The sequence below is a fragment of the Allobosea thiooxidans genome (genome assembly GCF_900168195.1).
Lineage (GTDB): Bacteria > Pseudomonadota > Alphaproteobacteria > Rhizobiales > Beijerinckiaceae > Allobosea > Allobosea thiooxidans.
In genome coordinates, this window is the sequence record NZ_FUYX01000010.1 from 53,148 (window position 1) to 79,947 (window position 26,800).

Here is a 26,800-nt window from a genome sequence, read left to right on the forward strand (position 1 = left end):
TCATTCGGCGGGAGATGCTCGGGTCAAGCCGGAGCATGGCGCACTGGAGCCACGAAAAAAGGGCGGCCTCACAGCCGCCCTTTTCGCATTCCTGCAGCCGGCCTGTTCAGGCCTGCGGCTGCGGCTCCATGCCGGCATCCGGTTCGCCGCGCTTGCGGCCCTTGCCGGCGCTCGGCACGGCCGAGCCGCGCGGGGCATGCGGCGTGTCGTCGAGATCGCGCGAAGGGCGCTTGCCGGCGATCAGGTCGCGGATTTCCTCGCCCGTCAGGGTCTCGAATTCGAGCAGCGCCTCGGCCACCTGCACGAACTCCTCATGATGCTCGGTCAGGATCTTCTTGGCGTCGGCATAGCCCTCGTCGACGAGGCGCTTGACCTCGGCGTCGATCTTCTGCGCGGTCGCCTCGGAGAGCGACTGGCTGCGGCCCATCGACATGCCCAGGAAGACCTCTTCCTGGTTGTCGCCATAGGCGACCATGCCGAGCTCGTCCGAATAGCCCATCTGGGTGACCATGGCCTTGGCCATCTTGGTCGCCTGCTGGATGTCGCCGGTGGCGCCGGAGGTGATGTTCTCCTTGCCGAAGGTGATCTCCTCCGCCACGCGCCCGCCCATGGCGACCGCGAGCTGCGAGGTGAACTCCTTGTACTTCATCGAGTACCGGTCGCCCTCCGGCAGGAACTTGACCATGCCGAGCGCGCGGCCGCGCGGGATGATCGTCGCCTTGTGCACAGGCACGCCGGCGGGAACGTAGAGGCCAACGATGGCGTGGCCCGCCTCGTGATAGGCGGTCAGCTTCTTCTCCTCCTCGGACATCGCCATCGACTTGCGCTCGGCGCCCATCATGACCTTGTCCTTGGCGTCCTCGAACTCGGCATGGGTGACCATGCGCTTGCCGCGACGGGCCGCCAGCAGCGCCGCCTCGTTGACGAGGTTCATCAGGTCCGCGCCCGAGAAGCCGGGGGTGCCACGGGCGAGGATCTTGAGGTCGACGTCCGGCGCCATCGGCACCTTGCGGACATGGACGCGCAGGATCTTCTCGCGGCCGGCGACATCCGGATTCGGCACGACGATCTGCCGGTCGAAGCGGCCCGGGCGCAGCAGCGCCGGGTCCAGCACGTCCGGACGGTTGGTCGCGGCGATGATGATGACGCCCTCGTTCGGCTCGAAGCCGTCCATCTCGACGAGGAGCTGGTTCAGCGTCTGCTCGCGCTCGTCATTGCCGCCGCCAAGGCCGGCGCCGCGATGGCGACCGACGGCGTCGATCTCGTCGATGAAGATGATGCAGGGCGCGTTCTTCTTGGCCTGCTCGAACATGTCGCGGACGCGGCTGGCGCCGACGCCGACGAACATCTCGACGAAATCCGAGCCCGAAATGGTGAAGAACGGCACATTGGCTTCGCCGGCGACGGCGCGGGCCGTCAGCGTCTTGCCGGTGCCGGGAGGGCCGACGAGCAGCACGCCGCGCGGGATGCGCCCGCCCAGCCGCTGGAACTTCTGCGGATCGCGCAGGAACTCGACGATCTCCTGCAGGTCTTCCTTGGCCTCGTCGATGCCGGCGACATCCTCGAAGGTGACGCGGCCATGCGCCTCCGTGAGCAGCTTGGCCTTCGACTTGCCGAAGCCCATCGCCCGGCCGGCGCCGTTCTGCATCTGGCGGGACATGAAGATCCACAGGCCGATGAAGATGATGAAGGGCAGCGAGTTGACGAGCAGCGCCATGAACCAGGGCGTCCCCTCGGCCGGCGCCCGCGCCGAGACCTGCACGCCCTTCTGGGCCATGGTCTTCAGCAGGTTGGGGTCGCCATAAGGCGCGTAGGTGACGAAGTTGCGCCCGTCCGAGAAGGTGCCCGTGATCTCCTGCCCGGCCACGACCACGTTCGAGACGCGCCCGGCCTCGGCTTCGTTGATCAGCTGGCTATAGGGGATCTCGTTGGTGCTGGCGCGCTGGCTCGGGCTCTGGAACAGCGTCACCAGCGCCAGGACCAGAAGGAAGATCACCACCCAGAGGGCGAAATTGCGAAAATTCGGATTCATCACCAGTCCGATCGGGCCTGCCGGTCCAACCGGATAAGGCCAAGGGTTTCCACGGCTAATCTAGGTGCGACGCAAGCCCTTGCCAAGGGAAACGCACGTCGCGGCGGCACTACGATGTCGCAGGGTGAACGCCGCGCCGCCGCGCGCCCTCCCGGCGCAGCGACAGCACTCCGTCACCGGCGAGCGCCACAATGCACCCGGACAATGTCCGCCGCGTGGCGAGGCGGGAGCGTTCCGCCGCGAGCAGGGCGTGCAGGCAGTCCTCCAGCCGCTCCAGCCGGCCATAGCCGTCACCGGGCGGCGCCACCGCCTCCAGCGCCAGCGCCAGCACGCGCAGCACGACCTCCTCCGGCTCCTCCGCGAGCCGGGAAAAGTCCAGGCGTACCTCCTCGCCCTCACCCTCGTGGTCGTCCGGAAGCCGCAGGCCCGCGAAGGCCTCGCCGGCCCTCCGGTCGGCCACGGCGTCGAGCCGCGCCATCCGCTCCGCCAGGCGGCCCAGGCGCTCGGCCGTCAGCCCGCGCTGCGCCAGCAGCGGCATCGCCGCCCGCCAGCGCACGCGCTCGAACCGCTCATCGGCATTGCTCGGGTCGCGGATGAAGGGCAGGCCGCGCGCCTGCGCCGTCGCGACCAGCCTCGCCTTGGCGATGCCGAGCAGCGGGCGGGCCAGCACCAGCCCGTCCCGCTCGGCGCGCGCCCGCATCCCGCCGAGGCCGGACGGACCGGAACCATGGGCGAGCCGCATCAGCACCGTCTCGGCCTGGTCGTCGAGGGTATGGGCGGTGACGAGCGCCGCCCCCCCCAGCCGCCGCGCCTCGGCGGCGAGCAGCGCATAGCGGGCGCGCCGCGCCTCCGCCTGGACGCCGCTGGCCGGCTTCGCCCCCTCCCAGCGCAATGTCCGATGCGGCACGCCGAGCCTCCGGCACAGCGCGGCGACGTCCTCGGCTTCGGCCGCAGCCTCGGGCCTGAGGCCGTGATCGACGGTCGCGGCATGAATCGCGGGCCGCCCTGGCCCCTTGGCCCATTCGGCGAGCAGGCCCAGCAGCGCGATCGAATCCGGCCCGCCCGACACGGCCGCGAGCAGCCGCGCCTCCGGCGACAGCCCCTCAAACAGCAAGCCGGCCTCGACGGACGAGACCGGCTTCGAAACGGGATCGGGCTGGAGCGTCTCGCTCAAGCGCAGCCGGAGCGGCGCCGCTCGCGTGCGATGCCCTGGCGCACCGCATTGGAGGCGGACGGGTAGTCGACGCCGACCTTGGCATAGGTGGCGCAGGCCTGTTCCTTCGCGCCGAGGCCGTTCAGCGCCATGCCGAGCTTGAGCAGGCTCTCGGGCGCCTTGCCCGCCCGCGGCGACTCCCGCGAAATCTTGAGGAACTGCTCGGCCGCCTCGCGATAGCGCTGGCGCTGCAGATAGCTCTCGCCGAGCCAGTAGGTGGCGTCGACCGCCAGCCTGTCGCGCGGATAGCTCTGCAGGAACTGACGGAAGCCCATCTCGGCCTGCTCGTATTCCTTGCGCTGGAGCGAGGCGAAGGCGAGGTCATAGGCTTCCTTCGCCGTCTGCGGGCCGCTCGCGGCGGCGACGCTCTGCCCGCGCGGCAGGCCCTGCTGGACGGCACCCTGATGCACCGGCCGGCCCACGCCCTGCAGGTCGAGCGGCTGCCCCGTCGCCGGTCCACCGTCATAGCCTTCGTCGATGATGCTGGCGATGCCGCCGCCCAGAGGCTGCGGCCCGCCCGCCGTCCCGGTCTGCATCGTCGGGTCGAAGGCATCGCCGCGGCGCTGGCGCTGCGGCGCCGGAGCACCGCCTGCCGGCGGAGCGCTGGGCGTAGCGGCGCCGGAGCGGCCGCCGCCCTTCTCGTTCAGGCGGAAATCGACATCCTCCTGGAACTTGCGGAGCTGTTCCGTCAGGCGGCGATTCTCGAACTGGAGTTGCTCGATCTGGCCGGACATCTGGCGCAGCTGGTTCTCGAGGCGCGTGGTGCGGACGAGCAGGTCGGCCGCGTCCTGTGCCGAGGCCGGCACGGCGGCGCCGAACAGCGCGGCGGCGAGGGCCATCGCGGTCAGCCCCGGACGGGCAAGGTGGCGGGCAAGCGAAGAGCGAAGCATCGATAAGACCGGTTTCCGAACTGAATGTCGCGCCTGTCTATATCACCTGCTCACCACGGCCAAAATATGAACACTTTCATGGCCCCCTGCCCGCCAGGGCGTAACGCCGCAAATCCCTCTGGCGCTTTGCCGGGCCATTCCCTACATTGGCGAAGCGGGGCTGCCTGGTGCGTGAGAGACAGCATTCCCCGGGCCCATACGACTCCCTAGGGAGCTGTCCCTGACCGGATCCATCGGAACCGGACACACGGCGCCCACCTACTTTAGTAGGTGTCCCGGGATTCAAAACTCCACGGCCAAGGTGGCTCCGCAGCCCTATGACGACGATGTCTTCCGCGACGTCCGCATCGCCCTCCCCGCACAAGGCGGCCCTGCGGGCCGACGCGCTCGGCCGCCGCGACGCGCTCGAGATCGACGACCGGCTGGAATGGGACCAGCTGATCGCCGCGCAGGTGCTCGCCCTGCCGCTATGGGCCGGCGCCGCCGGTCCCGTCTCGGCCTACTGGCCGATGCGCTCCGAGGCCGATCCACGCCCGATCCTCGAGGCGCTGCACGCGCAGGGCCTGCCGCTCTGCCTGCCCGCCATCGTCGACAAGCACATGATCTTCCGCCGCTGGGCGCCCTATGAGCCGATCGTGCCGGGCGGCTTCGGCACGCTCGTCCCCTCCCCCTCCGAGCCCGTGATGAGGCCGCGCATCCTGATCGTGCCGCTCGCCGCCTTCGACCGGCGCGGCTACCGCATCGGCTATGGCAAGGGCTATTACGACCGCGCGCTGGCGGAGCTCGCCCCGACGCTGAGCATCGGCATCGGCTATGCCGCGCAGGAGATCGAAGCCGTCCCCGACGCACCGCACGACCGGCGCCTCGACTGGATCGTGACCGAGCGGGAAACCATTCACTGCGGTTGATTCCAGCGGGCTTTCAGGCAAGGGAGAGACTGGAAGCTGTCGCTGCACAGCCCTCATCCTGAGGAGCGGACGCAAGTCCGCGTCTCGAAGGATGCTCCAGGAGGCTCTGCCACCATCTGGACCATCCTTCGAGACGCGCCTTCGGCACTCCTCAGGATGAGGGCTCGTGTGGCGACCGCCCTATGCGTTCGGAGTCTTCATGCGTCTTCTCTTCCTCGGTGACATCGTCGGCCGTCCCGGCCGGATCGCGGTACAAGAGCGCCTTCCTGCCCTGCGCGAGGCGTGGAAGCTCGACTGCGTCGTCATCAACGGCGAGAATTCCGCCGGCGGCTTCGGCATCACCGAGGCGATCTGCGACGAGATCCTCGCCGCCGGCGCCGATGTCGTCACCCTCGGCAACCATTCCTGGGATCAGCGCGAGGCACTCGTCTTCATCGAACGGCAGGACCGTCTGATCCGCCCGGCCAATTATCCGCCGGGCACGCCGGGCCGCGGCGCCGCCGTGATCGAGGCGCGCAACGGCGCCCGCGTCCTCGTCGTCAACGTCATGGGCAGGCTCTTCATGGACCCGCTCGACGACCCCTTCGCCGCGGTCGAGCGCGAACTCGCCGCCTGCCCGCTCGGCGAGGTCGCCGATGCCGTCATCGTCGATGTCCATGCCGAGGCGACCAGCGAAAAGCAGGCCATGGCCTATTTCCTCGACGGCCGTGCCAGCCTCGTGGTCGGCACCCACACCCATGCGCCGACCTCGGACACCCGCATCCTGCCCGGCGGCACGGCCTACCAGTCCGATGCCGGCATGTGCGGCGACTATGATTCCGTGCTCGGCATGCAGAAGGACGAGCCGGTGCGCCGCTTCCTGCAGAAGGTGCCGGGCGCACGGCTCGAGCCGGCCAGCGGCGAAGGCACGCTCTCGGGCGTAGCCGTCGAGATCGACGACGCGACCGGGCTGGCCAAGGCGGTCTGGGCGGTGCGGATCGGCCCGCATCTCAGCCAGGCGTTGCCGGACTGGGCCGCGAGCTGAGCCGAAGCCCCCGAGGGCGCCCGCTCAGACGGCCCGCTGCTGCCGCACCAGATCGTCGAAGGCGTGGTTCAGGCTCTCGGCCTGGCGCGACAGCGCGCCCGCCACGTCGAGCACGTCGTGCACCGCCTTGCCGGCCAGCTGCGCCCGGTCGTTGAGCCGCATGATCGTCTCGGCGTTGGCCTGGGTGCCCATCGCGGCCTGGTCGGCGCTGCGGGCGATCTCCTGAGTGGCGGCCCGCTGCTCGTCGATGCTGGCCGCGACCGCCCCGGCAATGCCGTTCACCTGGCTGACGAAGGCGACGATGCTCTCGATCGCGGTCACCGCCTCGCGCGTCGCGCCCTGCATGGCCGGGACCTGCGCGGCGATTTCGTCGGTGGCGCGGGCGGTGCGCGCCGAAAGCTGCTTCACCTCCGTCGCCACGACGGCGAAGCCGCGCCCGGTCTCCCCGGCGCGCGCCGCCTCGATGGTGGCGTTGAGGGCCAGCAGATTGGTCTGGCTGGCGATCGTCTGGATCATCTCGACGACGGAACCGATCGTCTCCGCCGAATGGGCGAGGCTCTTGACGATGGCGTCGGTCTTCTGGGCCGCGGCATGCGCCTCATGGGCCATGGTCGAAGCCCGCACGACCTCCGCCGCGACATGATCGAGCGAAATCGACAATTCGTTCGTCGCGGTGGCGACATTGCTGACATTGTCCGAGGCGCTGCCGGCCGATCCGGCGGCTCGCTCGGCCTGGGCGCTCGTCTCGCCCACCACGCTCTCGACCGATGCCGCGAGCCGCTCGACCCTGCCCGCACTGGCATTGACCGCGTTCACCACCTCCCGAACGGTGATCTCGAACGCTTCGATATGCCGGCGCGTCCGATCGCGGCTTTCCTGCTGGACGATCGCATAGGTCTCGAGCAGCAGCTCGAGGTCGAGCTGCGTCGCCTTGGACAGGGCGGTGCGCGTGGCGATGCGGCGGTCGAGCTCGCGCCTCTGCCAGAGGCGGGACAGCCCCATCATGCCCGGGCGGTCGAGGCCGAGCTCCACGATGATCGCGTTCGAGACGATCGCATGGCAGATCACCACGGCATAGGTCGGCACATCGTGATCGTGGAAAGCGCTCGCCAGCCGGCGCGCGGATTCCGCGTAGCCTTCGCCCATCTTGCCTGAGACGAGCCTAACCCAATGGGCCAGCCGCGGCTCGTGCACGGCCGGCTGCTTCAGCGCCCGGGCGATCTCGGGCCAGGGCGCGAACTGGGTGTGCAGCTCGTCCAGCAGCGCCGGCAGCCGGCTTTCGGCGAAGCCGGACAGCGATCCGAGCAGCGCGACATCCTCGTCGAAGATCCGGAAGGCGCGGAAGCGGTGTTCCTGCGCGGCAAGAGAGGTGGATATCAAGGCGTCACTGCAACGGGAGAGGATGATTGCCGGGGCAATCGAGGGCGGCCGCATCCTGCTCAGCCATGCCAAAGAATGATTTAACGGCCCGGCTGCCGGCGTTTTTGCGTTCGGGCGACCACAGGCGCTTGCCTGTCACGGAACCCGGCGCCTATAAGGCCGGGCTTCCAGCAAGTTTCCGCCGCAACCTTCGAAGGTAACGAGCTCCCATGGCCGGCCATTCACAGTTCAAGAACATCATGCACCGCAAGGGCAAGCAGGATGCGGTGCGCTCCAAGCTGTTCTCGAAACTGGCCCGCGAAATCACCGTCGCCGCCAAGATGGGCATGCCCGACATCAACATGAACCCGCGCTTGCGCATGGCGGTGCTCGCCGCGCGCGCCGAGAACATGCCGAAGGACAATATCCAGCGAGCCATCAACAAGGCCGCCGGCGGCGAGGGCGAGAACTATGACGAGGTCCGTTACGAGGGCTACGGGCCCGGCGGCGCCGCCGTCATCGTCGAGGCGCTGACCGACAACCGCAACCGCACCGCCTCCGCCGTGCGCTCCTACTTCACCAAGGCCGGCGGCGCGCTCGGCGAGAGCAACTCCGTCTCCTTCATGTTCAACCGCGTCGGCGAGGTCAGCTATCCGCCGGAAGCCGGCGACGCCGACAAGGTGATGGAGGCCGCGATCGAGGCCGGCGCCGACGACGTGATCTCGGACGAGAACGGCCACACCATCCTCTGCGCCTTCGACGCGCTGAACGAGGTCTCCAAGGCGCTCGAAGCGGCGCTCGGCGCACCCACCTCGGCCAAGCCGGTCTGGCGGCCGACGACGACGGCTCCGCTCGACGAGGACAAGGCCGCCTCGATGATGAAGCTGATGGAGGCGCTCGACAACGACGACGACGTCCAGAACGTCTTCGCCAATTTCGAGATCGCCGACGACATCATGGCGAAGCTCAGCGCCTGAGGCGGCGCCGTCGCACTTCCCGTCATGGTCGGGCTTGTCCCGACCATCCACGTCTTCCTTCCCGCGGGTGGTGTTCAAGACATGGATGCTCGCCACAAGGGCGAGCATGGGCGACCGGGCAGCGCGCTACCGCCCGATCAGCACATCCCAGAGCGGCAGGCTGATCAGCGCGCTCAAGAAGATCACCAGATAGGCTCCACGCCGGAACGTCTCCTCGGAGGCGAGCCGGAAGCCATGCGTGCCGGCCCAGAGCCCGACGCCGTAGATCGCGAAGAGCGGCACCGCCATCAGCAGCCCTCCCAGGGTGATGATGCCCTTCCACCACAGGATCGTACCGCTGATCAGGGTCGAGAGGCCGAAGAAGGTCTGCATGTTCGCCCGCGTCCTGTGCCGGTCGTTGCGCTGCGCGCCGAGCCAGAACACCGCCAGCGGCATGCCGCCGATCGAAGCCATGCCGTTGAACAGCCCGGACAGGGCGCCGACACCCAGCGAGAGCGGCACGGTCGGGCGCCCATGATAGCGCCAGCCCGAGGCCATCAGCGCCACGGCGAACAGCACCAGCAAGGCCAGCAGCCAGCGCATCGTCTCGCGGTCGAGCCAGGTCAGCAGCCAGATGCCGGCCGGCAGCGCCAATGTGGCGGTCAGCAGCAGCGGCAGGATCTCGCCCCACTCGGCCCGCTTGGCGCTGCGCGCGGCGATCGGCAGGGCGAAGGGCAGGTCGATGAACCAGATCAGCCCCAGCGCCGCCACCGGCCCGAGCACGATCGAGGCCAGCGGCATGAACACCATCGCGAAGCCGAATCCGGTGAAGCCGCGCACCAGCCCGCCGAGCAGCGTCGCCGCCAGCAGGACGGCAACTCCGTCGGCGGTGAGGCCAGGCATGAAGGGGTCGAGGCTGAGAGGCATGGCATCGGCAGGCAGGTGCTGGATTGTCCGGCGAACCATGCCGGCCGCCCCTCCGCAAGAACAACTTTCCTTTTTGATGGAATCGATGAGGAGAATTCATCCTCGCGGCGGTTCCGCGCGGGACAAATCCGAAACATCCGCTAGCTTGGGCCTGTCATGGCACCCGCGATTCGCATCATCGGCATCGACCCCGGCCTCCGGAAGACCGGCTGGGGCGTCGTCGTCTCGGAAGGCAGCAAGCTCTCCTTCGTCGCCTGCGGCTGCATCGAGAGCGACGGCAACCTCTCCCTTGGCGAGCGGCTCCGGCAGTTGCACGAAGGGCTGCACAAGATCATCGCCGCGCATCGCCCGCACGAGGCTGCCGTCGAGGAGACCTTCATCAATCGCGATCCGCAATCGGCCCTGAAGCTCGGCCAGGCGCGCGGCATCGCGCTGGTCGTGCCCTCGCTCGCGGGTCTCAGCGTCGCGGAGTACGCCGCCAACCTGGTCAAGAAGACCGTGGTCGGCGTCGGCCATGCCGACAAGAAGCAGGTGCAGGCGATGATCCGCGTGCTCCTGCCGAAGGCCGAGACCAGCTCCGCCGATGCGGCGGACGCGCTCGCCGTCGCGATCTGCCATGCCCAGCACCGCGGCATGAAGGCCCTGGTCGCGCAGATGCGCGCGGCTGGCTAGAAGAACACGGCTGGAGAGAGAAGGCGGCGATGATCGGCAAGCTCAAGGGCCTGATCGATTCCTATGGCGAGGACCACGTCATCATCGACGTGCAGGGCGTCGGCTATGTCGTGCAGTGCTCGGCGCGCACGCTGCAGCGCCTGCCCAGCCCCGGCGAGGCGGCGGCGCTCTCGATCGAGACCCATGTCCGCGAGGATGCGATCCGCCTCTACGGCTTCATGTCCGATGTCGAGCGCGACTGGTTCCGGCTGATGCAGGTGGTGCAGGGCGTCGGCGCCAAGGTGGCGCTCGCCATCCTCTCGACGCTCGATCCGAGCAGCCTCGCCACCGCCATTGCCACCAATGACAAGGCGGCGATCGCGCGTGCCCCCGGCGTCGGCCCCAAGCTGGCGCAACGCCTCTGCGCCGAGCTCAAGGACAAGGCGCCGGCCTTCGGCCATATCGATCCCGGCGTCGCCCAGCTCTCGGGCGCACTGGAAGACAGGAAGCTGCCGCAGCCCATCGCCGACGCCGTCTCGGCGCTCGCCAATCTCGGCTATCCTCAGGCCCAGGCCGTGGCCGCCGTCGCGGCCGCCGCGAAGGCGGCAGGCGACGGCGCCGGGACGGCCCAGCTCATCAAGCTGGGCCTGAAGGAACTGGCGAAGTGAGCGAGCCGCCCGACGATCTGGAACTGCGCGTCGTCACCGACAAGACCGAGCTCTGCCGCATCATGCTGGCGAGCTGGGGCTCGCACAGCATGATGATCGACCTGCACGTCTACGACGTCGCCGAGATCGACGCGCTCGGCCTGTTCGAGTCCTCCGGCGCCACCGCCGCCCTGGCGAGCTGGACGGCCAGGGGCGACACCGCCTATCTCTGCGCGCTGCATTCGCTGCGCCCCGGCGAAGGCGTCGCGATCCGCATGCTCGATGCCGTCATCGAGGCCGCCCGGGCCACCGGTGCGAAGAAGCTCAAGGCCATGCTGACCAACGACAACATGCCGGGCATGACCTTCTACCAGCGCCGCGGCTTCCGCCTGTCGGGGCTTTATCTCGAGGCGATCGACGCCTATCGCTCGGTCGTGCCGACCATCATCAAGACGGGATACAGGGACATTCCGATCCACGACGCCCTCGAACTGGAGATCGCGCTGTGAGCGAGCCGAAGCGCTCCGGGCTGATGACGGCGGAACGCCGCGACGACGACAGCGAAGCCTCGCTGCGCCCGCTCTCGCTTTCCGATTTCACCGGGCAGGCGGCGGCGCGCGCGAATCTTCAAGTTTTTATCAACGCCGCCCGCACCCGGGGCGACGCGCTCGACCATGTTCTCTTCGTCGGCCCGCCCGGCCTCGGCAAGACGACGCTGGCGCAGATCGTCGCGCGCGAGCTCGGCGTCAATTTCCGTTCGACATCGGGCCCGGTCATCGCCAAGGCCGGCGACCTCGCCGCCCAGCTCACCAATCTCGAAGAGCGCGACGTGCTCTTCATCGACGAGATCCACCGCCTCAACCCGGCGGTCGAGGAGATCCTCTATCCGGCGATGGAAGACTACCAGCTCGACCTGATCATCGGCGAGGGCCCGGCGGCGCGTTCGGTCAAGATCGACCTGCCCAAGTTCACGCTTGTCGGCGCCACGACCCGCGCCGGCCTGCTGACCACGCCGCTGCGGGACCGCTTCGGCATCCCGATCCGGCTGCAGTTCTACACGGTCGAGGAATTGCAGGGCATCGTCGCCCGCGGTGCCCGCGTGCTCGGCGTGCCGATGTCCGACGACGGCGCCAACGAGATCGCCAAGCGCTCCCGGGGAACCCCGCGTATTGCGGGGCGCCTGCTGCGCCGCGTGCGCGACTTCGCCATCGTCGACGGCGACCCGATCGTCACCCGCAAGGTCGCCGACAAGGCGCTCTCCCTGCTCGATGTCGACGCCATCGGCCTCGACCAGATGGACCGGCGCTATCTCACCACCGTCGCGGTCAATTTCGGCGGCGGCCCGGTCGGGATCGAGACGATCGCCGCCTCGCTCTCCGAGCCGCGCGACGCGATCGAGGAGATCATCGAGCCCTTCCTGCTGCAGCAGGGCTTCATCCAGCGCACCCCGCGCGGGCGCCTGCTGACGCCCCACGCCTTCCGCCATCTCGGCATGCCCGAACCCTCGCGCGAGACGGCGCAGTTCGGCCTGTTCGGGAATGACGAGGACGAGGCGTGAAACAGGCCCTTCGGAATTTCGGCCTGGCGCTCGCCCTGACCGGCCTGTTCGCGATCCTGGCGGTTTCGGCCCGCGCCGGCGACGACGTCCCGCGCGGTCCGGTGGAAGAGGCCTACGCGATCACGGTCAAGACGCTCGCCGGGAAGGGTAAGGCCCCGCCCCCACCCTGGCGCCCGCCGCATCGCGACAAGCTGCTGAGCGAAAGCCTCGCGGCGCTCTTCGCCCGCGACGATCTCTATCAGGACGAGAGCGGCGAGATGGGCCAGATCGGCGCCGATCCCTTCCTCAACGGTCAGGACGGCGAGGTGAAGAAGCTGAGCCTCGACACGATCCCGGTGGCCGCCGGCAAGGCGACCGTGATCGCGAGCTTCCGCAGCTTCGGCAAGCCGGTCGCGGTCCAGTTCCGGATGATCCGGGAGAATGGTGGCTGGCGCATCGACGACATCGTCAACAGCTTCGAGGGCAAGGACTATTCGGTCCGCGAAGCGCTCTCCCAGCCCTATGACTGCGGCTCCTTCATGGGGAAGCCCTGCAAGCGCTGAACGCTCGCAGGGCTGACGTCGGCAGGACGGCGCAGGCGCCGCTACGGCTGGCGGGCGATCTTCGCGCGCATCATCGCCGGGCGGGCGCCGGCATCCTTCAGCGCACCGGACTTGGCCGCCTTCGCATTCTCGACCGGCTGCATGCCTTTGCCCGCCGTGCGGCTCTTGGGACGCTCCAGTGCGCGCTCGCGCTGCTTCAGCGCGAGCGCCTTGCGCGCCAGGCTGCGCTGGCTCGGCGCCCGCAGCTTCTCGGCGCGGCGCGTCTGCTCCGCGCCGACGCGCTTCAACGCCACGGTCAGGGCATCGGCCTTGGCCTTCGTGCCGTGATTGTCCGAAGCCGGTTTCTGGCCTTGCGGCGGCGCCTTGCCGCGGAACTCGCGGCGCTGCTGGCGGGCAAGATCGCGGGCCCGGTTGCGCCGCTCGCGCAGGTTGCCGGCGAGATCGCGCAGATCCTTGTCGTTCTCCGATGCGAGCTTGCCGCGCCGGGTCCGCGCGACGAGGTCGAGCTCGCCCTTGTCGAGAAGCCGCGTGAGTGCCTTGGCCGATAGCGACATGGATACCTCCCTGGTGGTGTTGTCCGCCCTTCGACTATGCGTTCGACATCGATTTGTTCCCGCGGCGATTTGCTCGCGGGAGCTCCGGCCTATATTCCGGCCGCCATGAGCAGCCCTCATCAGATCACTGTCCGCGTCTATTATGAAGACACCGATTTCTCCGGCGTGGTCTACCACGCTTCCTATCTGCGCTTCATGGAGCGCGGGCGCACCGAGCTGATCCGCGCGCTCGGCGTCGAGCAGCGCGAACTCTTCGACGGCGAGACCGCGCTCGGCTTCGCCGTGCGCAAGATGACGATCGACTTCCTGCGCCCGGCCGTGATGGACGATCTCCTCACCGTCGAGACCCGCTGCGTCGAGGCGCGCGGCGCCACCATGGATCTGGAGCAGCGCGTGCTGCGCGGCGAGGAGGTGCTGATCGCCGCGCAGGTCGTGGTCGCCTGCGTCGGTGGCGGCCGGGCCCGGCGCATCCCGGACGGGCTGCGCAAGCGGCTGATGCTCGACGATTGACGATGCCGCGCGTGCCCATCGACGCCGGCCCGCCCGGCATGTTAGCGCTCGTTACATGAGTTGGAAGCGCGACAGACCGGAACAGCCCCGCGGCTATCACCACGGCAACCTCAAGGAGGAGCTGGTGCGGGCCGCACTCGGGCTGATCGGCGAGAAGGGCCCGAACGGCTTCACCTTCGCCGAGGCTGCGCGCATGGCCGGCGTCAGCCCGGCCGCGCCCTATCGCCATTTCCGCGATCGCGACGAATTGCTGGCCGATGTCGCCGCGCGCGGCTTCCAGGCCTTCGAGGCAACCTTATCGCGGGCTTGGGACCAGGGGCAGCCCGACCCCGAAACCGCATTCCACCGGCTGGGCCGCGCCTATCTCGCCTTCGCCCATGACGAGCCGGCCTATTACTCGGCGATGTTCGAGGCGGGCGTGCCGCTCGACGCCAGCCCGGAATTGCGCGCCGCCGCCGACCGGGCCTTCGCCGGCCTGCGCCAGGCGTCCGAAGCCCTGATCGCCCAGCTGCCGCCCGGCAAGCGCCCCCCCGCGCTGATGATGGCGCTGCATATCTGGGCGATGTCGCACGGCATCGCCGCCCTGTTCGGCCGCGCCGATGGCGGCCGCCGCCCCCTGCCGATGTCGGCCGCCGACCTGCTCGAGGCCGGCACGCTGATCTACCTCCAGGGCCTCGGCATTGGCCGCGGCGGCCCTTCCAAGCCCGACTGATTCCTTTTCCGCTGGCCCGCTTCTTGACAACCCGGGGAGTGAGGCGCATCTATGTAAATGTGATTTACATTCACGTTCATTGATGGTGAGGGAGCAATGCCGATCGTCGAGAAGCTGGACGAATATGGGAAGGGAGCCTGGATCGCCTTCGCGGTTCTCGGCTTCATCGTGTTCTGGCCCCTGGGTCTGGCGACCCTGGCCTTTCTTTTCTGGAGTGGACGCATGGGTTGTGGATACGCAGGAGACCGTTACGAGCACCGGATGAGCCGCCTTCAGGGCAAGATGGACCGTCTGCGTGAGCGCATGGCCGGCCGCGAGGGTGGCTTCGGCGGTGGCTTCGGCGGCTGGGGCCGCGGCGGCCCCTCCAGCGGCAACCGCGCCTTCGACGAGTACCGCGCCGAGACGCTGCGCCGGCTCGAGGACGAGCAGCGCGAGTTCCACGACTTCCTCGGCCGTCTGCGCATGGCCCGCGACAAGGCCGAGTTCGACCAGTTCATGAATGAGCGCCGCAACCAGCCGCCGGCCAATCCCCCGGCCCAGCCCGACGCGGCCTGAGCGCATCGCTGATCGTCAGAATGGGCCCGCCCCGGTTTCCGGGGCGGGCCTTTGCGTGTCCGGCGGCCGTCGCTCAGGAAGCGGCAGGCCGTTCCAGCGCCGCGAGAAGCTCGCGATAGCTCGGCGCCAGGGCGCGCAGATGCGCGGCGGCCGCGGCGTCCTTCTGCGCGACGAGCGGGTACTGCAAGGCCCCGATCAGGCGCGCCTGGCGCGCCATGATCCCCGCCGCAGCGTCGAGACCGATGCGCACCAGGCAATGCGCCGCATCCGCGGCCCGCCGCGCGCCGACGCGCACCGCGAAATGGATGAGGTGCCCCCTCAGATCGTCGTCGCATCCGGCCGCGATCCGCTCCGCCAGGATCAGCGCGGCATCCTCGTTGCCGCGGGTCCCCGCTGGCGGCCGAAGGTCTCCGGTCATGGCGAGCCAGCGAATGCCCGCGGGCAGCGCCCGCCGGATCGCCTCTTCCTCCGAGACCACCTCGACGCGCTGGAACTCCGTCCGCATCGTGAAGGGCTGGCCGTAATCGAGCGTCTCGGCCCGCCAGGCAGCCATAAAATCGGCCACCGGCAAGGTTGCATGCGGATAGCCCTTCGGATCGTGCATCTCGACCAGCCCGTCGCGGATGGCGAGCACGACGACATAGTGATCCGCTCCGATCGCCCCCCGCATGTTCGGCTGGTGGCGCAGATGCCCCATCTCGACCGGGCCAACCCAGACCGGCCCCTCGGCGAGAGCCTTCGCGAGTCGTGAAAGCGCCTCAGCTTCGGAGCCGCCTCGCAGGACGGACGAGGTCCAGCCCATGGCGGCGAGGGCATCGTCGAAACCCGCCTCCGGGTCCCAGCCATAGGGATCGAAGAACGGAAGCCCGCCCCCTAGCAGCTGCATGCCGAAAGGACTTCCGGTCGAAAATTCAATGACGGCGGGAGAAAACGACGCCGCCCCGAACATCATCGAAAATGAATTGGCGTAACAATACGGACCAGAGCCGATATAGGGAATGTAATTCATGAATTTAATTTCACCTCCGCGATCGAAGGCGTGAACAGATCTGCAAATTGAAAATATTTGTCAACGGCCTCGGATACGGGACACATCGTCGGCCGGGGACGATGCATTCGCTTTCCATCGGAGAGCGCTTTGGCCGAGGCGACGGAAGGCCCGCCCCCTCTCATTCGGTCGGGGCGGCATCTCGATATGTCAGCCGGAAGCCTCCGCTGCGGATGGCGGCAGCCACCGCGCCGAGCGTGTCCTCCCGGCTATGGGCGTCGATCGGCAAGGCGTGCCGTTCGAGGGAGCCGAGCGACGATAGCTGCCTGTGGAGCTCCGCGATCGGGCCGGGATCGGTCAGCGTGTTCCCGCCACGCTCCCGACAGCGACGGATGGCTTCGTCGAGTGCCGGCCGCAGGACGACGTAATGGACGACCGCGGGGATCCGCTCGAAGGCAGTCAGGAACCACGGCCCGATGATTCCATCGACGATGACGAAGTAGCCGCCGCGGGCATAACCCTCGGCGGCCTGCGCCAGCACGTCGACGACGATGCGGTTCTGTTCGTGGGCTTCCGGCAGATAAGGCTCGATCGCCCCATTTTTGATGAAGTGCCAGAAATCGTCGGAATGGAGATGGACCTTCGGTGAGCCGGGCAGTCGAGCCAGCGCCTGCGCCACCGTGGTTTTCCCGGAGCCGGGTGCCCCGGTCAGGATGAGGATCTCGCCCGTCTGGTTCATGTCGCGTACCTCGCATCGCGGCGGAGCGGGGAGCGCACCACCATGTCTTCGGTCATGCCCTCGGCCCCTCGCCAGCCATTTCCGGAATGTCGCGATTTCCGGCGTATACCCGACATTAACCTTGCCGGAGGCTTAACTCAGTGCGGAGCATGTTTCGCGGGAAACCCCGTTTCGGCCCATCTTTCGCCGGATTCGCGCGCGATTGACGGGATACGGCATTTCCCCGGATCGCGAAACGGGCGGCGGCGTGGGTCTCCCGCGACGCGAGCGGCGGGGTTTGGACCGGGGGCTCGAGCCTGGAAGGTTCGGGCCATCGGCGTACCGCCTGGGTAGAAGGATGACAGGATGAACCCCGCCGACGTTGCGCAGGCCGCGCCGCAGATCGACATGTCGTTCTGGACGCTGTTCTGGCATGCCCATATCGTCGTCAAGCTGGTGATGCTCGGCCTGATCGGCGCCTCGATCTGGTGCTGGTCGATCATCATCGACAAGACGCTGCTCTATCGCCGCACGCGCCGCGACATGGACGCCTTCGAGGAGGTGTTCTGGTCCGGCCGCTCGCTCGAGGAGCTCTATCGCGACCTCGCCAGCAAGCCGGTCAACGACATGGCCGCCGTCTTCGTCGCGGCGATGCGGGAATGGAAGCGCTCCTTCGAGAATGGCGGCCGTTCGGTCGCCAGCCTGTCCCAGCGCATCGACAAGGTGCTCGACGTCACCATCCAGCGCGAGACCGAGCGGCTCGAATCGAAGCTGCTCGTGCTGTCGACCATCGCCTCGGCCGCCCCGTTCATCGGCCTGTTCGGCACGGTCTGGGGCATCATGCATTCCTTCACCGCCATCGCGGTCTCCAAGAACTCCTCGCTCGCGGTCGTCGCGCCCGGCATCGCGGAAGCGCTGTTCGCCACCGCGATCGGCCTCTTCGCCGCGATTCCCGCCCTGATGGCCTACAACAAGCTCCAGGCCGAGGTCGCCAAGGCGCAGGGCCGGCTCGAGGCCTTCGCCGACGAGTTCTCCGCGATCCTGTCGCGGCAGATCGACGAGCGCATGGCCGCGTGAGGAGCTGAAACATGGGGATGTCCGCCGCCACTGCCGGCAAGGGTTCGGGCCGCCGGGGCCGTCGTGGGCGCCGCCACGGCGCCATCGCCGAGATCAACATGACGCCGTTCATCGACGTCATGCTGGTGTTGCTCATCATCTTCATGGTCGCCGCGCCGCTGATCGCGACCGGCGTGCCGCTCGACCTGCCGCAGACCGGCGCCAAGCCGATCAATGTCGATCAGAAGCCTGTCACCATCGCGATCGATAGCAAGGGACAGATCTTCCTGCAGGACGAGCCGACGCTGGAGCCGGATCTCGTCGCCAAGCTGCAGGGCCTCGCCAAGCAGGGTTTCGACGAGCGCATCTATGTGCGCGGCGACAAGCTGGTGGATTACGGCCGGGTGGCTTCGGTGATGTCGACCATCACCTCGGCCGGCTTCAAGCGGGTTGCGCTGGTCACCGAACCGGCGAGCCGCTGAGGCCTGTAAAGTAGGGATGTTCAGGGCGTGAAGCTTTCGACCTCCGAACCTGGCATGCTGGTGTCGGCACTCGGCCACGCGACGGTCCTCGTCGCGGGGCTGCTGGTGTTCTCGTCGCCTGCGCCGCTGCCGGAGAACGAGGAGGCGATCGCCGTCGAGCTCGTCGACCCCAACGCGCTGAACCAGGTCACCCGTGGCGAGCGCAGCGCCGAGAAGGTCGAAGCGCAGCCGACCCCGCGCGCCGAGCGCCAGTCGGAGGTCGTCGAGCGCAAGGAGGCCGGCGAGGCCAAGACCGATGCGCCTGCCCCGCCCTCGCGCCCGCCGGAGCTGAAGACGGCCGACGACAACGCCTCCGCGCCGCTGCCGCCGACGCGCACGGCCGAAGCGCCGAAGCCAGAGGCCAAGCCGCCCGAGCCCGCCAAGCAGCCGCCGCAGAAGAGCGAGGCCGCCGCCGCGCGCGAAGCCGAGCAGAAGCGCGAGGAACTGGCGAAGCTCGCCGAGGAGGCGGAGCTAGCCTCGAAGGCGAAACAGGCCGAGGAGGAGGCGAAGGCCGCCGCCAAGGCCAAGGCGGAAGCCGAGGCGCAGGCCGCCAAGCGTGCGGCTGAAGCCAAGGCCAAGGCCGAGGCCCTCGCCAAGGCGGAAGCTGAGAAGGAAGCGAAGGAGCGCGCCGAGGCGGCGGCGAAGGCGAAGGCCGAAGCCGAGCAGAAGGCGAAGCTCGCCGCCGAGGCCAAGGCCAAGAGGGAGGCCGAGGCCAAGGCCAAGCGCGAGGCCGAGATCGCCAAGAACTTCAACGCCAACGACATCGCCCGCCTGCTCCAGTCGAAGGAGAAGGCGCAGTCTTCCGGCTCCTCGGCACAGCAGATCAACCGCACCGCCTCGCTCGGCACCGAGCGCGGCGCGTCGCAGAAGCTCAGCCCCTCGCTGCGGGCCCAGCTGATCGGCATCATCCAGGACCAGCTGATGAAGTGCTGGAACGTGCCGATCGCGCTCGCCAACGCCCAGGGCAACGCCAACATCGTCCCCTCGGTCCGGATGAAGCTGAACACGGACGGCTCGCTCGCGGCGCAGCCCGGCGTGATCAACTCCTCCTCCGATCCGCTTTTCCGCGTCGCCGCCGATTCGGCGCTGACCGCCACCCGCCGTTGCGCTCCATTGCGCATTCCGGCTCAATTCGCCGCCTATTATGACGACTGGCGCGATGTCGTCGTCAATTTCGACGCAAGGGACGTCATGTGACCCCGATGATCGACCGTATCCCCCTCCCCTTCCTGACGGCTGCGCCCACCCGCCGCCGCCTGCTGGCCACCGCCGGCGCCGCCCTGATGATCCCCGCTGCGGCCAAGGCGGAGCTCGTCATCGACCTGCGCGGCGGCGCCTTCCAGCCGATGCCGATCGCCATCGCCGATTTCGGCGGCGAGGGCGGCGTGCTCGTCTCCGGCATCATCACCAACAACCTGAAGCGTTGCGGCTATTTCAACCCGATCGACAAGGCGCGCTTCCCGGAGCGGAATCCGCCCTTCGACGCCGCCCCGCAATTCGACGCCTGGCGGGCAGCCGGCGTGCAGGCGCTGGTGACCGGCCGCGTCGCCCGCGAGGCCGGCCGCATCCGCGCCGAGTTCCGGCTCTGGGACGTCGCGACCGGCACCCAGACCGACGGGCAGCAATATTTCACCGATCCGAGCAACAGCCGCCGCGTCGGCCACATCATCTCGGACGCGATCTTCACCAAGGTCACGGGCCTTGGCGGCTTCTTCGACACCCGCGTCGTCTTCGTCGACGAATCCGGGCCGAAGGAGACGCGCCGCAAGCGCCTCGCCATCATGGACCAGGACGGCGCCAATGTGCGCTACCTGACCAATGGCGACGTCTCGGTGGTGACGCCGCGCTATTCGCCGGTCTCGCAGGACGTCACCTTCATGTCCCAGCGCCAGGGCGAGCAGCCGCGCGTCCAGGTGCTCAACATCGAGACCGGCCAGCGCCAGATCGTCGGCAACTTCCCCGACATGAGCTCGAGCCCGCGCTTCGCCCCCAACGGACAGCGCGTCGTGCTCTCGCTGCAGCAGGGCGGCAACGCCAATCTCTACGCCATCGACATCGGCTCGCGCACCACCATGCGCCTGACCTCGACGGCGGCGATCGACACCTCGCCTTCCTACGCGCCGGACGGCTCGCGCATCGTCTTCGAGAGCGACCGCGGCGGCCAGCAGCAGCTCTATGTGATGCCGGCCGGCGGCGGCGAGGGCCAGCGCATCTCCTTCGGCCAGGGCCGCTATTCGCAGCCTTCCTGGTCGCCGCGTGGCGATCTCATCGCCTTCACCCGTCAGGGTGGCGGCGGCTTCGCCATCGGCGTGATGCGCCCCGACGGCTCGGGCGAGCGCATCCTGACCGAGGGCTTCCACAACGAGGCCCCGAACTGGGCCCCGAACGGCCAGTACATCATGTTCTTCCGCGATCCCGGCGGCCAGTCCGGCGGCAAGCTCTACATGGTCGACATCACCGGCCGCGTCGAGGTGCCGGTGCCGACCCCGGCCTTCGCCTCCGACCCGACCTGGTCGCCGCTGCTCAGCGGCCAGCGCTGAGGCCCACGCGACCTCGCTCGATGACAAAACAAGCCGTCTGGTCCCGCCGGACGGCTTCTCTATTGGGCGGCAGGCGTCGAAACGCCTGAACGGGCCCGCAGTAGAGGACACGCATGGACACGCCAACCGTCGTTCGGGACTTTGCCTCCATCATCCAGACGTCCCTTGCGCCCGTTTTCCTGTTGGCGGGCACGGCAGGCTTCGTGAACATCTTCGCGATGCGTCTCGGCAGGGTTTCGGACCGGCTGAACGATGTCGCAGAGCGGGGCGAACAGAACAGGATGTCGCTCCTGCAGCTCGCATATCTGCGCCGACGCGTGCTCGCGCTCGAGATCGCATTGGTCATGGGCGTGGCGGCAGGGTTTTGCACGGGCGGAGCGATCCTGAACCTTCTCGCAGGAGCGCTGCAGTTCGGTCTCCGCGAAGAGAATGTCTTCTGGTTCTTTGGCGGCGCCATTGTCTTGCTGATCGGCTCGCTTGCCGCCTTCCTGGTTGAGCTGCTGATTTCTGCCCGGAACATGTTGCGGCAGATGCAAATGGCGCGAACGGCTGCGGGACAGGACTGATTTTCCTGCGATGGTTTTCGCCGGGTGACCTCACGCTCCCGCCCTGCCCTCGCTCTCACCGCCCTCTTTCATGACGGCGACCTGCGGGCTCACCAGGAGGCCCGCAGCCCCGCCGTCACCGCATGGCTCGTCGCATCCGCGTTGAGCCGCACGTCATAGCCGGCGAACAGCGTCAGCTTGTCCCCCGCCCGGGCCGAGACGCCGAGGCCGAGCACGGCGCTGTCGCGCGCCATCTCCGCGCCGCGCACCGCGAAGGTCGCGGCCGGCGCCCCGGCGAAGGCGGCGTCGATCACCATGCCGGTGTCGAGGAATTCGTGCTGCCATTGGGCGCGGGCTTCGAGCGCGACCTGGCTGCCGCCAAGGTCGAAGGTCTTCGCCAGCTTGAGGCCGACGCTGCCCAGCAGGCTCTGCGCTGTCTGGCTGCCGGCTGTCAGGCCGATACCGTCCGCGCCGGTTTCGGCAAAACCGTCCTGGCGCAGATAGGTGTAGCGCAGCCCGGCCAGCGGCTCGACCGTTCCCCAGCCGAGATCGAAGCCGTAGCCGCCCTCCAGCGCGGCGGTGAAGCGATCGCCGTCGTAATCGGCCCTGGCCTGGCGCGAGAGCCCGCCGAAGCCGATGCTGCGCTGGTTTTCGAAGCCGAGGCGCGCATAGCCGAGAATGCCGTCGAGACGCAGATTGCCGCTGCCATAGCTGCCATAGAGCGCCGCCTCATAGGCCGAGATCGCGCCCTTGCCGGAAAAGTTCCGGAAATCGGTGTCCGTCCTGCCGAAGCCGGCGCTGATGCCGGCCAGGAAGGACGGGGTGAACTGCCGGTCGACGCCGCCGATGACGCCGCCGCCGCGATAGTCGCCCCCGCCGGCATTGAGGTCGCCACCGAGCCTGCCGGAGAGGCCATAGCCGCGCAGCCACGCCGTGTTCGCCGGCGCGGAGGCCTCCGCCGGGAGCTGCATCAGCATCGCCGCCACCGGGCTGCGGCTGCCGCTTGAGGCATAGGCCAGCGCCGGGCCCGAGCTCGTCGGCGCGGCCTGGCCGCTGCGCAGGGCGCTGAGACGCTGGCTGATCATGCCGCCGAAGGGGGCGAAACCGCCGAGCGCCTGCGTGCCCAGGCTGGCGAGGCTCTCGCCGGACAGGCTGGCGAGCGCCTGCCGCGCCCCTTCCTGCGTGCCGGCCGCCTGCAGCAACCCGGCGACGCCGCGCAGATCGGCGTTCGCTCCGGCCAGGCCGTGTTCGAGCCCGGCCGCGACCGCGCATTGATTGGCCGAGGCGCAGATGCCGGGCGTGTCGAAGGGAACGGTGCGGATGTCGAGATGGGCCGCGTTCGGCTGATAGCGCAGGCTCGCCCGGATGAACGGCGCCGAGCCGTCGCCGAACGGCCCCGCGACGCCGTCGAACCGGCCGGTCAGCCCCTGGCCGGCGGTGAGCACCGGCATGGTCAATTCGCGCGGCAGCAGTTCTGGCTGGCCGCTGATCCCGACCCAGCCCGCCAGGCTCGCCGTGCCGCTGACGGCGAGCTGGTTCAGCCCGCCGGCGGCGGAAAGCTGCTGCATCAGGATGCCGCCGGATTGCTGGACATAGTTGCCGTTGATCGTCAGCGTGCCGATGCCGCGCGCATCGCCCGCCCAGACCGTGCCGGCATTGTCGACCTTGCCGGTGATCAGGCCGGTACCGGCCAGCACGCCGGCCGGCGCGATGCTGGTCGGCGAGGCGATGCTGCCCATCACCGAGAGGAAGCCGCCTTCGACCCGGGTGGCGCCGGCATAGCTGCTGTGTCCGGTCAGCACGAGCTCGCCGGCGCCGCGCTTCACCAGACCGCCCGCCCCGACGATGTCGTTGCGGAAGAAGGCCGTGCCGCCCGGCTGCTCGACGACGAAATCGCCCCAGTCGAAACGGCCCGGCCCCGCAACGGCCTTGCCGACGTCGAGAATCCCGTAGCCGAAGATGTCGTCGACGCCCGGCGCGCCGACGTCGAAAGCTGTGCCAAGCAGGGTCTGCCGCACCTGGTCGGCGCTGAAGAACGGGAACATCTGCCAGACCAGCGCCGCCGCGCCGGTGACATGCGGCGCGGCGAAGGAGGTACCGAGCGTCTTTTCGTAACCGCCATCCGGAGTGGCGACCAGGATGCCGTCGTCGACGCCCTTCCAGACGAAATCGCCGAGGCCCGGATCCCACTCCCAGCCGATTCCGCCCCCCGGCGCGACCAGGCACCAGTTCTTCGCGACGCCGCACCGGTTGCTGTAGGCCGGCATGTAATCGGGTCCGAGCGCTCCCACGGCAAGCCAGCCTCGTTCCAGCTCCGGGAAGAAATGGGGCAGGCCGGATTCGATGTTCGGCTGGCTCGACATATCGTTTCCGGCCGCCCAGACCATCAATGCGCCCGATCCCACCGCACCGCGATAGGCGCCTAATTCTTGCGGGAAGAACTTCAATATGTCCTGCCGGGTCACGCCGGTGATCGGCCAGGATGTGCCCCAGCTGACATTGATGATCCGGGCGCCGGCCCCCAGAACGTCGCTGACGGCGCGGACCATGTAGGACGGGTCGGGGTCCGCTCCCCCGCCGACGCCGCGACCGACGAGCGTCGCTCCGGGTGCGACGCCATGCATCCCGATGCCGTCCCTGTTGCCGACGATCACCGAGGCGACGCCGACAGCGTGGTCCTCCGGCGGCGCGGAGGCAGATTTCTGGACATAGTCATAACCGCCGGCATAGCGGCCCAGAAGCTCGCGGAGCGAGGTGGAGGCGATGCCCGTCTCGATCATGCCGACCACGACGCCCGTTCCATCGACGCCGCGGGCATAGGCCTGCGCCGCATTGATGTAGTCGAGCCCCCATTGCGCCCGGTATTCGGGCGTGCGCCAGGTCGCGGGATCGGTCAGCAAGCCGCCGGACTGGGCGGCAGCCGCGCTGGTCAGGGCCGTCGTCAGCATCAGGGCGGCGACGGTAGGCTTAGCCGGGAATCGCAAGGGGGCCTCGGACGGGGGAATCGGAGCGACCGGTTCGGAACCTGCCGGGGCGGCAGCTTTCCCCGGCCCCCTCCCGCCCGTCAACACAATCCGGCCGCATTTTGCGGGACCGCCCCCTGCGATCAGCGAATGCCGCAGCCGCCTGCACGCCATCGGGCTGCGCCCGGCTGTGTCGCCCCGGTCACAGCAAGAACCTCAGGCGCCTTTCGCCATGATTGGTTAACCATACGCCCTAATGCCGCCACTTCGCCTTGTTCTGGCAAGGTCTCGTTTAGGTTGACGCTTCATTGATGGAGCACGCGAAGCCGTCCTCGAAGCGCGCCGCCAAAAGATTTGATCGCCCGGAGTTCAGCCATGATGACCCATCTCTTCGCCGGCGGCCGCGCCGTCCGTTTCGCCGCCGCCATCGCTGCCACGCTCGCGCTCGGCGCCTGCGCCAAGGACCAGAACGCCGACGCCTCGGGCTTCGGCGCCGGCGGCGCCGCGACGCCGGGCAGCGCGCAGGACTTCGTCGTCAATGTCGGCGACCGCGTCTTCTTCGAGACCGACTCCACCGATCTGACCTCGACCGCCGTCTCGACGCTCGACAAGCAGGCCCAGTGGCTGCAGCGCTATCCGCGCTACACCTTCACGGTCGAAGGCCACGCCGACGAGCGCGGCACCCGCGAATACAACTACTCGCTCGGCGCCCGCCGCGCCCAGACGGTGCGCGACTACCTCGCCTCGCGCGGCATCCCCTCGAACCGCATGCGCACCATTTCCTACGGCAAGGAGCGCCCGGTCGCGGTCTGCAACGACATCTCCTGCTGGTCGCAGAACCGCCGCTCCGTGACGGTGCTGGACGGTGCCGGCGGCGCCCCGGGCGTCTGATCCGGATAGCGACGGTTATGAGGAAAGGCCCCGGACGGACCGTCCGGGGCCTTTCCTTTTCGTCCGACTGGCCGCGGAGCGGCAGGGCGAGCGCCGGTCAGATCGGCAGGTACCGTCTAAGCCCGGCGACGAGATCGTCGAGCGTCCGCTCGAAGGAGTGCCGATCGGTATCGACGATCAGGTCGCTGAAGCCGCGCTCGCCATAGCCCTCCGCCAGCATCACGCGGATGCGCGCGAGCTCCTCGGCATCGAAGACCCGCCCACGCCCGGCATCGACGATCCCCTCATAGGAGGCGCGCAGGCTGATGAAGACCGGCGTGATGCCGGCATCGCCGAAATGGCGACGATAGAAGATCCAGCTGCTGCAGCCGAGCGGGTAGGCCACGACGAGATAAGGGCGCTCCGCGAGCAGCGAGAGCCCGGTCCGGACCACCGAGCGGCTGGTGCGCAGGATGGAGCCATACCAGGGCAGATCGGGGTCGGCATGGTCGTCGCCATCGATGAAGGCACCGCCGATCCGCGCGGCCAGGGCCCGGCCGAGCGTGGTCTTGCCCGCGCCGATCGGCCCGCTGAGGAAGATCGCGCAGCGTTGCATCCGGCCGGCTTCAGCCCGCCGGCTGCGGGATCAGGCTCTTCGCCACGCCCTCGATGCGCTCGGCCGCCGCGACGAGCGCTTCTGCCGCCCGGTCCTCGACCTCGCTGAGCCGCTGGTCGGCGGCGCCGGCATCGCCCTGCGTCGCGGCGAGATCCGATTCCAGCTTCGCCAGGCGCTTCTTCAGCTCATGCACCTCGTCGGCCACCATCAGCGCCGCCATGACATGCAGGCGCATGTCGCCGATCTCGCCGAAGGCCTCCCGCATCTCGCCGATCTTCTCGTCATAGAACCGCGCGAGCCCCTCCAGATGGGCCTCCTCGCCCTCCCCGCACGCCATGCGGTAGGCCTTGCCGGCGATCATGACGTTGACTTGCGGCATCCGCTCTCCTGCTCCTGCTCTAGAGCCGGACCCGATCAGGTCGATTCAACCTGACCGGTGAATCCGTCTCTCGGTATCGATAGAGAACGCGTGATCCGATCGGATTGCGATGCAATCCGATCGGCGCGTGCTCTAGCTCGCCTCGTGTTCGGGCTCCGCCGGCTGCTGCGCCTGCACCCGGTCGATCACGGCGCTGATCACGTTCATCGCCCGCTGCAGCCGCTGGTCGACATCTGCCGCGGCGGTCTCGACATGTCCGAGCCGCGCCATGGCGCCGTCGAGGTCGGCCGCCAGCCGCGCCCGGTCGTCCTGCATCAGCGCGAGCTCGGTTTCGAGATTGCCCCGGCCGCGCTCGGCCTCGATCCGCCGGCGCGCCGCCGCCTCGAGCTGTCCCAGCGCGCCGTCGAGACGCGCCAGCGCATTGTCCAGCATCAGGCTCGCCACCGTCGCTCTCCTTTCAGATCGAAGTCGGCCCTCACGATTCGTCGCTGAATCTACAGCAGAATGTGGGAAAACCGGAATCGCCCGCAGGCCGGAACCACGCTGCCGCAAGGGCTTGCCCTTTC

The 26,800-nt window shown here is 68.7% G+C and carries 29 protein-coding genes and 1 other RNA gene; 18 read left to right on the forward strand and 12 right to left on the reverse strand.

Annotation, left to right across the window (positions count from 1 at the left end):
* Window positions 1-106: 106 nt before the first annotated feature.
* The 3 genes from ftsH to ybgF all read right to left on the reverse strand — a co-directional run bounded on the left by ftsH (window position 107) and on the right by ybgF (window position 4,135).
* Entirely contained in the window at window positions 107-2,032 is a 1,926-nt protein-coding gene (ftsH, locus tag B5Y19_RS17555; protein WP_055729549.1) for an ATP-dependent zinc metalloprotease FtsH, read from the reverse strand.
* Window positions 2,033-2,141: 109 nt separating this feature from the next.
* Entirely contained in the window at window positions 2,142-3,206 is a 1,065-nt protein-coding gene (gene tilS, locus B5Y19_RS17560; RefSeq protein ID WP_079591861.1) for a tRNA lysidine(34) synthetase TilS, read from the reverse strand.
* On the reverse strand, window positions 3,203-4,135 hold the full coding sequence (gene ybgF / locus B5Y19_RS17565; protein WP_176168652.1) for a tol-pal system protein YbgF: 933 nt from the start codon (window positions 4,133-4,135) through the stop codon (window positions 3,203-3,205). The genes tilS and ybgF overlap by 4 nt, the downstream gene beginning before the upstream one ends.
* Window positions 4,136-4,289: 154 nt before the next feature.
* Between ybgF and ssrS the strand changes: the two genes are divergently transcribed.
* The 3 genes from ssrS to B5Y19_RS17580 all read left to right on the forward strand — a co-directional run bounded on the left by ssrS (window position 4,290) and on the right by B5Y19_RS17580 (window position 6,067).
* Window positions 4,290-4,447, forward strand: a non-coding RNA gene (ssrS, locus tag B5Y19_RS17570) — 6S RNA.
* A 14-nt stretch (window positions 4,448-4,461) separates the two neighbouring features.
* Complete coding sequence (locus B5Y19_RS17575; protein WP_055728178.1) at window positions 4,462-5,043, forward strand: 5-formyltetrahydrofolate cyclo-ligase; 582 nt, start codon at window positions 4,462-4,464, stop codon at window positions 5,041-5,043.
* Between the two features lie 199 nt (window positions 5,044-5,242).
* Window positions 5,243-6,067 carry a TIGR00282 family metallophosphoesterase gene (locus B5Y19_RS17580; RefSeq protein WP_055728179.1) on the forward strand — a complete coding sequence of 275 codons (825 nt, stop codon included), beginning with the start codon at window positions 5,243-5,245 and terminating at the stop codon, window positions 6,065-6,067.
* Window positions 6,068-6,091: 24 nt separating this feature from the next.
* Here B5Y19_RS17580 and B5Y19_RS17585 read toward each other — a convergent pair whose 3' ends face one another.
* Window positions 6,092-7,447: a globin-coupled sensor protein gene (locus B5Y19_RS17585; protein WP_197282428.1), complete on the reverse strand. Its 1,356-nt coding sequence runs from the start codon at window positions 7,445-7,447 to the stop codon at window positions 6,092-6,094.
* A gap of 209 nt (window positions 7,448-7,656) precedes the next feature.
* Between B5Y19_RS17585 and B5Y19_RS17590 the strand changes: the two genes are divergently transcribed.
* Window positions 7,657-8,403, forward strand: a complete 747-nt coding sequence (locus B5Y19_RS17590) for a YebC/PmpR family DNA-binding transcriptional regulator (RefSeq protein WP_055728031.1) — start codon at window positions 7,657-7,659, stop codon at window positions 8,401-8,403.
* Window positions 8,404-8,529: 126 nt separating this feature from the next.
* Here B5Y19_RS17590 and B5Y19_RS17595 read toward each other — a convergent pair whose 3' ends face one another.
* Window positions 8,530-9,348: a sulfite exporter TauE/SafE family protein gene (locus tag B5Y19_RS17595; RefSeq protein ID WP_055728032.1), complete on the reverse strand. Its 819-nt coding sequence runs from the start codon at window positions 9,346-9,348 to the stop codon at window positions 8,530-8,532.
* Window positions 9,349-9,465: 117 nt separating this feature from the next.
* Between B5Y19_RS17595 and ruvC the strand changes: the two genes are divergently transcribed.
* The 5 genes from ruvC to B5Y19_RS17620 are packed head-to-tail and all read left to right on the forward strand — an operon-like array spanning window position 9,466 to window position 12,707.
* The gene (gene ruvC, locus B5Y19_RS17600; protein WP_055728033.1) at window positions 9,466-9,981 is read left to right on the forward strand and encodes a crossover junction endodeoxyribonuclease RuvC; all 516 of its coding nucleotides are present in this window, start codon (window positions 9,466-9,468) and stop codon (window positions 9,979-9,981) included.
* 29 nt (window positions 9,982-10,010) lie between these two features.
* The gene (ruvA, locus tag B5Y19_RS17605; RefSeq protein ID WP_055728034.1) at window positions 10,011-10,628 is read left to right on the forward strand and encodes a Holliday junction branch migration protein RuvA; all 618 of its coding nucleotides are present in this window, start codon (window positions 10,011-10,013) and stop codon (window positions 10,626-10,628) included.
* Window positions 10,625-11,116: a GNAT family N-acetyltransferase gene (locus tag B5Y19_RS17610; RefSeq protein WP_055728035.1), complete on the forward strand. Its 492-nt coding sequence runs from the start codon at window positions 10,625-10,627 to the stop codon at window positions 11,114-11,116. The genes ruvA and B5Y19_RS17610 overlap by 4 nt, the downstream gene beginning before the upstream one ends.
* Before the next feature lie 23 nt (window positions 11,117-11,139).
* A complete protein-coding gene (gene ruvB, locus B5Y19_RS17615) occupies window positions 11,140-12,165 on the forward strand; it encodes a Holliday junction branch migration DNA helicase RuvB (RefSeq protein ID WP_079591892.1) in 1,026 nt (341 codons plus the stop codon).
* Window positions 12,162-12,707 (forward strand): DUF3828 domain-containing protein, encoded by a 546-nt coding sequence (locus B5Y19_RS17620; protein WP_055728037.1) that lies wholly within the window; start codon window positions 12,162-12,164, stop codon window positions 12,705-12,707. Before ruvB ends, B5Y19_RS17620 begins: the two co-directional genes overlap by 4 nt.
* A gap of 41 nt (window positions 12,708-12,748) precedes the next feature.
* Here the strand turns inward: B5Y19_RS17620 and B5Y19_RS17625 are convergent, their stop codons facing one another.
* The gene (locus B5Y19_RS17625) at window positions 12,749-13,261 is read right to left on the reverse strand and encodes a hypothetical protein (protein WP_055728038.1); all 513 of its coding nucleotides are present in this window, start codon (window positions 13,259-13,261) and stop codon (window positions 12,749-12,751) included.
* A 105-nt stretch (window positions 13,262-13,366) separates the two neighbouring features.
* On the opposite strand from B5Y19_RS17625, the gene ybgC reads away from it, so the two are divergent.
* The 3 genes from ybgC (at window position 13,367) to B5Y19_RS17640 (ending at window position 15,038) form a co-directional block, all read left to right on the forward strand.
* Window positions 13,367-13,771, forward strand: coding sequence for a tol-pal system-associated acyl-CoA thioesterase (gene ybgC, locus B5Y19_RS17630; protein WP_055728039.1), 405 nt, complete (start codon window positions 13,367-13,369; stop codon window positions 13,769-13,771).
* A 55-nt stretch (window positions 13,772-13,826) separates the two neighbouring features.
* Window positions 13,827-14,483 (forward strand): TetR/AcrR family transcriptional regulator, encoded by a 657-nt coding sequence (locus B5Y19_RS17635; protein WP_055728040.1) that lies wholly within the window; start codon window positions 13,827-13,829, stop codon window positions 14,481-14,483.
* A 96-nt stretch (window positions 14,484-14,579) separates the two neighbouring features.
* On the forward strand, window positions 14,580-15,038 hold the full coding sequence (locus B5Y19_RS17640; RefSeq protein ID WP_055728041.1) for a DUF2852 domain-containing protein: 459 nt from the start codon (window positions 14,580-14,582) through the stop codon (window positions 15,036-15,038).
* 73 nt (window positions 15,039-15,111) lie between these two features.
* Here the strand turns inward: B5Y19_RS17640 and B5Y19_RS17645 are convergent, their stop codons facing one another.
* Both B5Y19_RS17645 and B5Y19_RS17650 read right to left on the reverse strand, forming a co-directional pair.
* On the reverse strand, window positions 15,112-16,047 hold the full coding sequence (locus B5Y19_RS17645; RefSeq protein WP_079591864.1) for a YobF C-terminal domain-containing protein: 936 nt from the start codon (window positions 16,045-16,047) through the stop codon (window positions 15,112-15,114).
* Window positions 16,048-16,207: 160 nt separating this feature from the next.
* A complete protein-coding gene (locus B5Y19_RS17650) occupies window positions 16,208-16,765 on the reverse strand; it encodes an ATP-binding protein (RefSeq protein ID WP_079591865.1) in 558 nt (185 codons plus the stop codon).
* Window positions 16,766-17,110: 345 nt separating this feature from the next.
* Between B5Y19_RS17650 and tolQ the strand changes: the two genes are divergently transcribed.
* The 5 genes from tolQ (at window position 17,111) to B5Y19_RS17675 (ending at window position 21,427) form a co-directional block, all read left to right on the forward strand.
* On the forward strand, window positions 17,111-17,821 hold the full coding sequence (tolQ, locus tag B5Y19_RS17655; RefSeq protein ID WP_055728043.1) for a protein TolQ: 711 nt from the start codon (window positions 17,111-17,113) through the stop codon (window positions 17,819-17,821).
* A gap of 11 nt (window positions 17,822-17,832) precedes the next feature.
* Window positions 17,833-18,282, forward strand: a complete 450-nt coding sequence (locus tag B5Y19_RS17660) for an ExbD/TolR family protein (protein WP_055728044.1) — start codon at window positions 17,833-17,835, stop codon at window positions 18,280-18,282.
* A gap of 27 nt (window positions 18,283-18,309) precedes the next feature.
* Window positions 18,310-19,518, forward strand: a complete 1,209-nt coding sequence (gene tolA, locus B5Y19_RS17665; protein WP_079591866.1) for a cell envelope integrity protein TolA — start codon at window positions 18,310-18,312, stop codon at window positions 19,516-19,518.
* A gap of 5 nt (window positions 19,519-19,523) precedes the next feature.
* The gene (tolB, locus tag B5Y19_RS17670) at window positions 19,524-20,861 is read left to right on the forward strand and encodes a Tol-Pal system beta propeller repeat protein TolB (RefSeq protein WP_079591893.1); all 1,338 of its coding nucleotides are present in this window, start codon (window positions 19,524-19,526) and stop codon (window positions 20,859-20,861) included.
* A gap of 113 nt (window positions 20,862-20,974) precedes the next feature.
* Window positions 20,975-21,427, forward strand: coding sequence for a DUF2721 domain-containing protein (locus B5Y19_RS17675; RefSeq protein ID WP_055728046.1), 453 nt, complete (start codon window positions 20,975-20,977; stop codon window positions 21,425-21,427).
* Window positions 21,428-21,516: 89 nt separating this feature from the next.
* Here B5Y19_RS17675 and B5Y19_RS17680 read toward each other — a convergent pair whose 3' ends face one another.
* Complete coding sequence (locus tag B5Y19_RS17680) at window positions 21,517-24,390, reverse strand: autotransporter domain-containing protein (protein WP_176168653.1); 2,874 nt, start codon at window positions 24,388-24,390, stop codon at window positions 21,517-21,519.
* Between the two features lie 354 nt (window positions 24,391-24,744).
* Here B5Y19_RS17680 and pal point away from each other — a divergent pair, with 354 nt between their 5' ends.
* Window positions 24,745-25,260: a peptidoglycan-associated lipoprotein Pal gene (pal, locus tag B5Y19_RS17685; RefSeq protein WP_079591868.1), complete on the forward strand. Its 516-nt coding sequence runs from the start codon at window positions 24,745-24,747 to the stop codon at window positions 25,258-25,260.
* A gap of 97 nt (window positions 25,261-25,357) precedes the next feature.
* On the opposite strand, the gene B5Y19_RS17690 is transcribed toward pal, so the two are convergent.
* The 3 genes from B5Y19_RS17690 to B5Y19_RS17700 form a co-directional block, all read right to left on the reverse strand.
* On the reverse strand, window positions 25,358-25,855 hold the full coding sequence (locus tag B5Y19_RS17690) for a nucleoside/nucleotide kinase family protein (RefSeq protein ID WP_079591869.1): 498 nt from the start codon (window positions 25,853-25,855) through the stop codon (window positions 25,358-25,360).
* 10 nt (window positions 25,856-25,865) lie between these two features.
* Window positions 25,866-26,234, reverse strand: coding sequence for a cell division protein ZapA (locus B5Y19_RS17695; RefSeq protein ID WP_055728049.1), 369 nt, complete (start codon window positions 26,232-26,234; stop codon window positions 25,866-25,868).
* A 132-nt stretch (window positions 26,235-26,366) separates the two neighbouring features.
* Window positions 26,367-26,678, reverse strand: coding sequence for a DUF4164 domain-containing protein (locus B5Y19_RS17700; protein ID WP_342060160.1), 312 nt, complete (start codon window positions 26,676-26,678; stop codon window positions 26,367-26,369).
* Window positions 26,679-26,800: the final 122 nt, after the last annotated feature.

Bases quoted from the DNA above. Each gene is read 5' to 3' on its own strand.
- ftsH (WP_055729549.1), bottom strand. From the start codon at position 2,032: ATGAATCCGAATTTTCGCAATTTCGCCCTCTGGGTGGTGATCTTCCTT.
- ybgF (WP_176168652.1), bottom strand. From the start codon at position 4,135: ATGCTTCGCTCTTCGCTTGCCCGCCACCTTGCCCGTCCGGGGCTGACC.
- B5Y19_RS17575 (WP_055728178.1), top strand. From the start codon at position 4,462: ATGTCTTCCGCGACGTCCGCATCGCCCTCCCCGCACAAGGCGGCCCTG.
- B5Y19_RS17580 (WP_055728179.1), top strand. From the start codon at position 5,243: ATGCGTCTTCTCTTCCTCGGTGACATCGTCGGCCGTCCCGGCCGGATC.
- B5Y19_RS17590 (WP_055728031.1), top strand. From the start codon at position 7,657: ATGGCCGGCCATTCACAGTTCAAGAACATCATGCACCGCAAGGGCAAG.
- B5Y19_RS17595 (WP_055728032.1), bottom strand. From the start codon at position 9,348: ATGGTTCGCCGGACAATCCAGCACCTGCCTGCCGATGCCATGCCTCTC.
- ruvC (WP_055728033.1), top strand. From the start codon at position 9,466: ATGGCACCCGCGATTCGCATCATCGGCATCGACCCCGGCCTCCGGAAG.
- ruvA (WP_055728034.1), top strand. From the start codon at position 10,011: ATGATCGGCAAGCTCAAGGGCCTGATCGATTCCTATGGCGAGGACCAC.
- ruvB (WP_079591892.1), top strand. From the start codon at position 11,140: ATGACGGCGGAACGCCGCGACGACGACAGCGAAGCCTCGCTGCGCCCG.
- B5Y19_RS17625 (WP_055728038.1), bottom strand. From the start codon at position 13,261: ATGTCGCTATCGGCCAAGGCACTCACGCGGCTTCTCGACAAGGGCGAG.
- ybgC (WP_055728039.1), top strand. From the start codon at position 13,367: ATGAGCAGCCCTCATCAGATCACTGTCCGCGTCTATTATGAAGACACC.
- B5Y19_RS17635 (WP_055728040.1), top strand. From the start codon at position 13,827: ATGAGTTGGAAGCGCGACAGACCGGAACAGCCCCGCGGCTATCACCAC.
- B5Y19_RS17640 (WP_055728041.1), top strand. From the start codon at position 14,580: ATGCCGATCGTCGAGAAGCTGGACGAATATGGGAAGGGAGCCTGGATC.
- B5Y19_RS17645 (WP_079591864.1), bottom strand. From the start codon at position 16,047: ATGAATTACATTCCCTATATCGGCTCTGGTCCGTATTGTTACGCCAAT.
- B5Y19_RS17650 (WP_079591865.1), bottom strand. From the start codon at position 16,765: ATGAACCAGACGGGCGAGATCCTCATCCTGACCGGGGCACCCGGCTCC.
- tolQ (WP_055728043.1), top strand. From the start codon at position 17,111: ATGAACCCCGCCGACGTTGCGCAGGCCGCGCCGCAGATCGACATGTCG.
- B5Y19_RS17660 (WP_055728044.1), top strand. From the start codon at position 17,833: ATGGGGATGTCCGCCGCCACTGCCGGCAAGGGTTCGGGCCGCCGGGGC.
- tolB (WP_079591893.1), top strand. From the start codon at position 19,524: ATGATCGACCGTATCCCCCTCCCCTTCCTGACGGCTGCGCCCACCCGC.
- B5Y19_RS17675 (WP_055728046.1), top strand. From the start codon at position 20,975: ATGGACACGCCAACCGTCGTTCGGGACTTTGCCTCCATCATCCAGACG.
- pal (WP_079591868.1), top strand. From the start codon at position 24,745: ATGATGACCCATCTCTTCGCCGGCGGCCGCGCCGTCCGTTTCGCCGCC.
- B5Y19_RS17690 (WP_079591869.1), bottom strand. From the start codon at position 25,855: ATGCAACGCTGCGCGATCTTCCTCAGCGGGCCGATCGGCGCGGGCAAG.
- B5Y19_RS17695 (WP_055728049.1), bottom strand. From the start codon at position 26,234: ATGCCGCAAGTCAACGTCATGATCGCCGGCAAGGCCTACCGCATGGCG.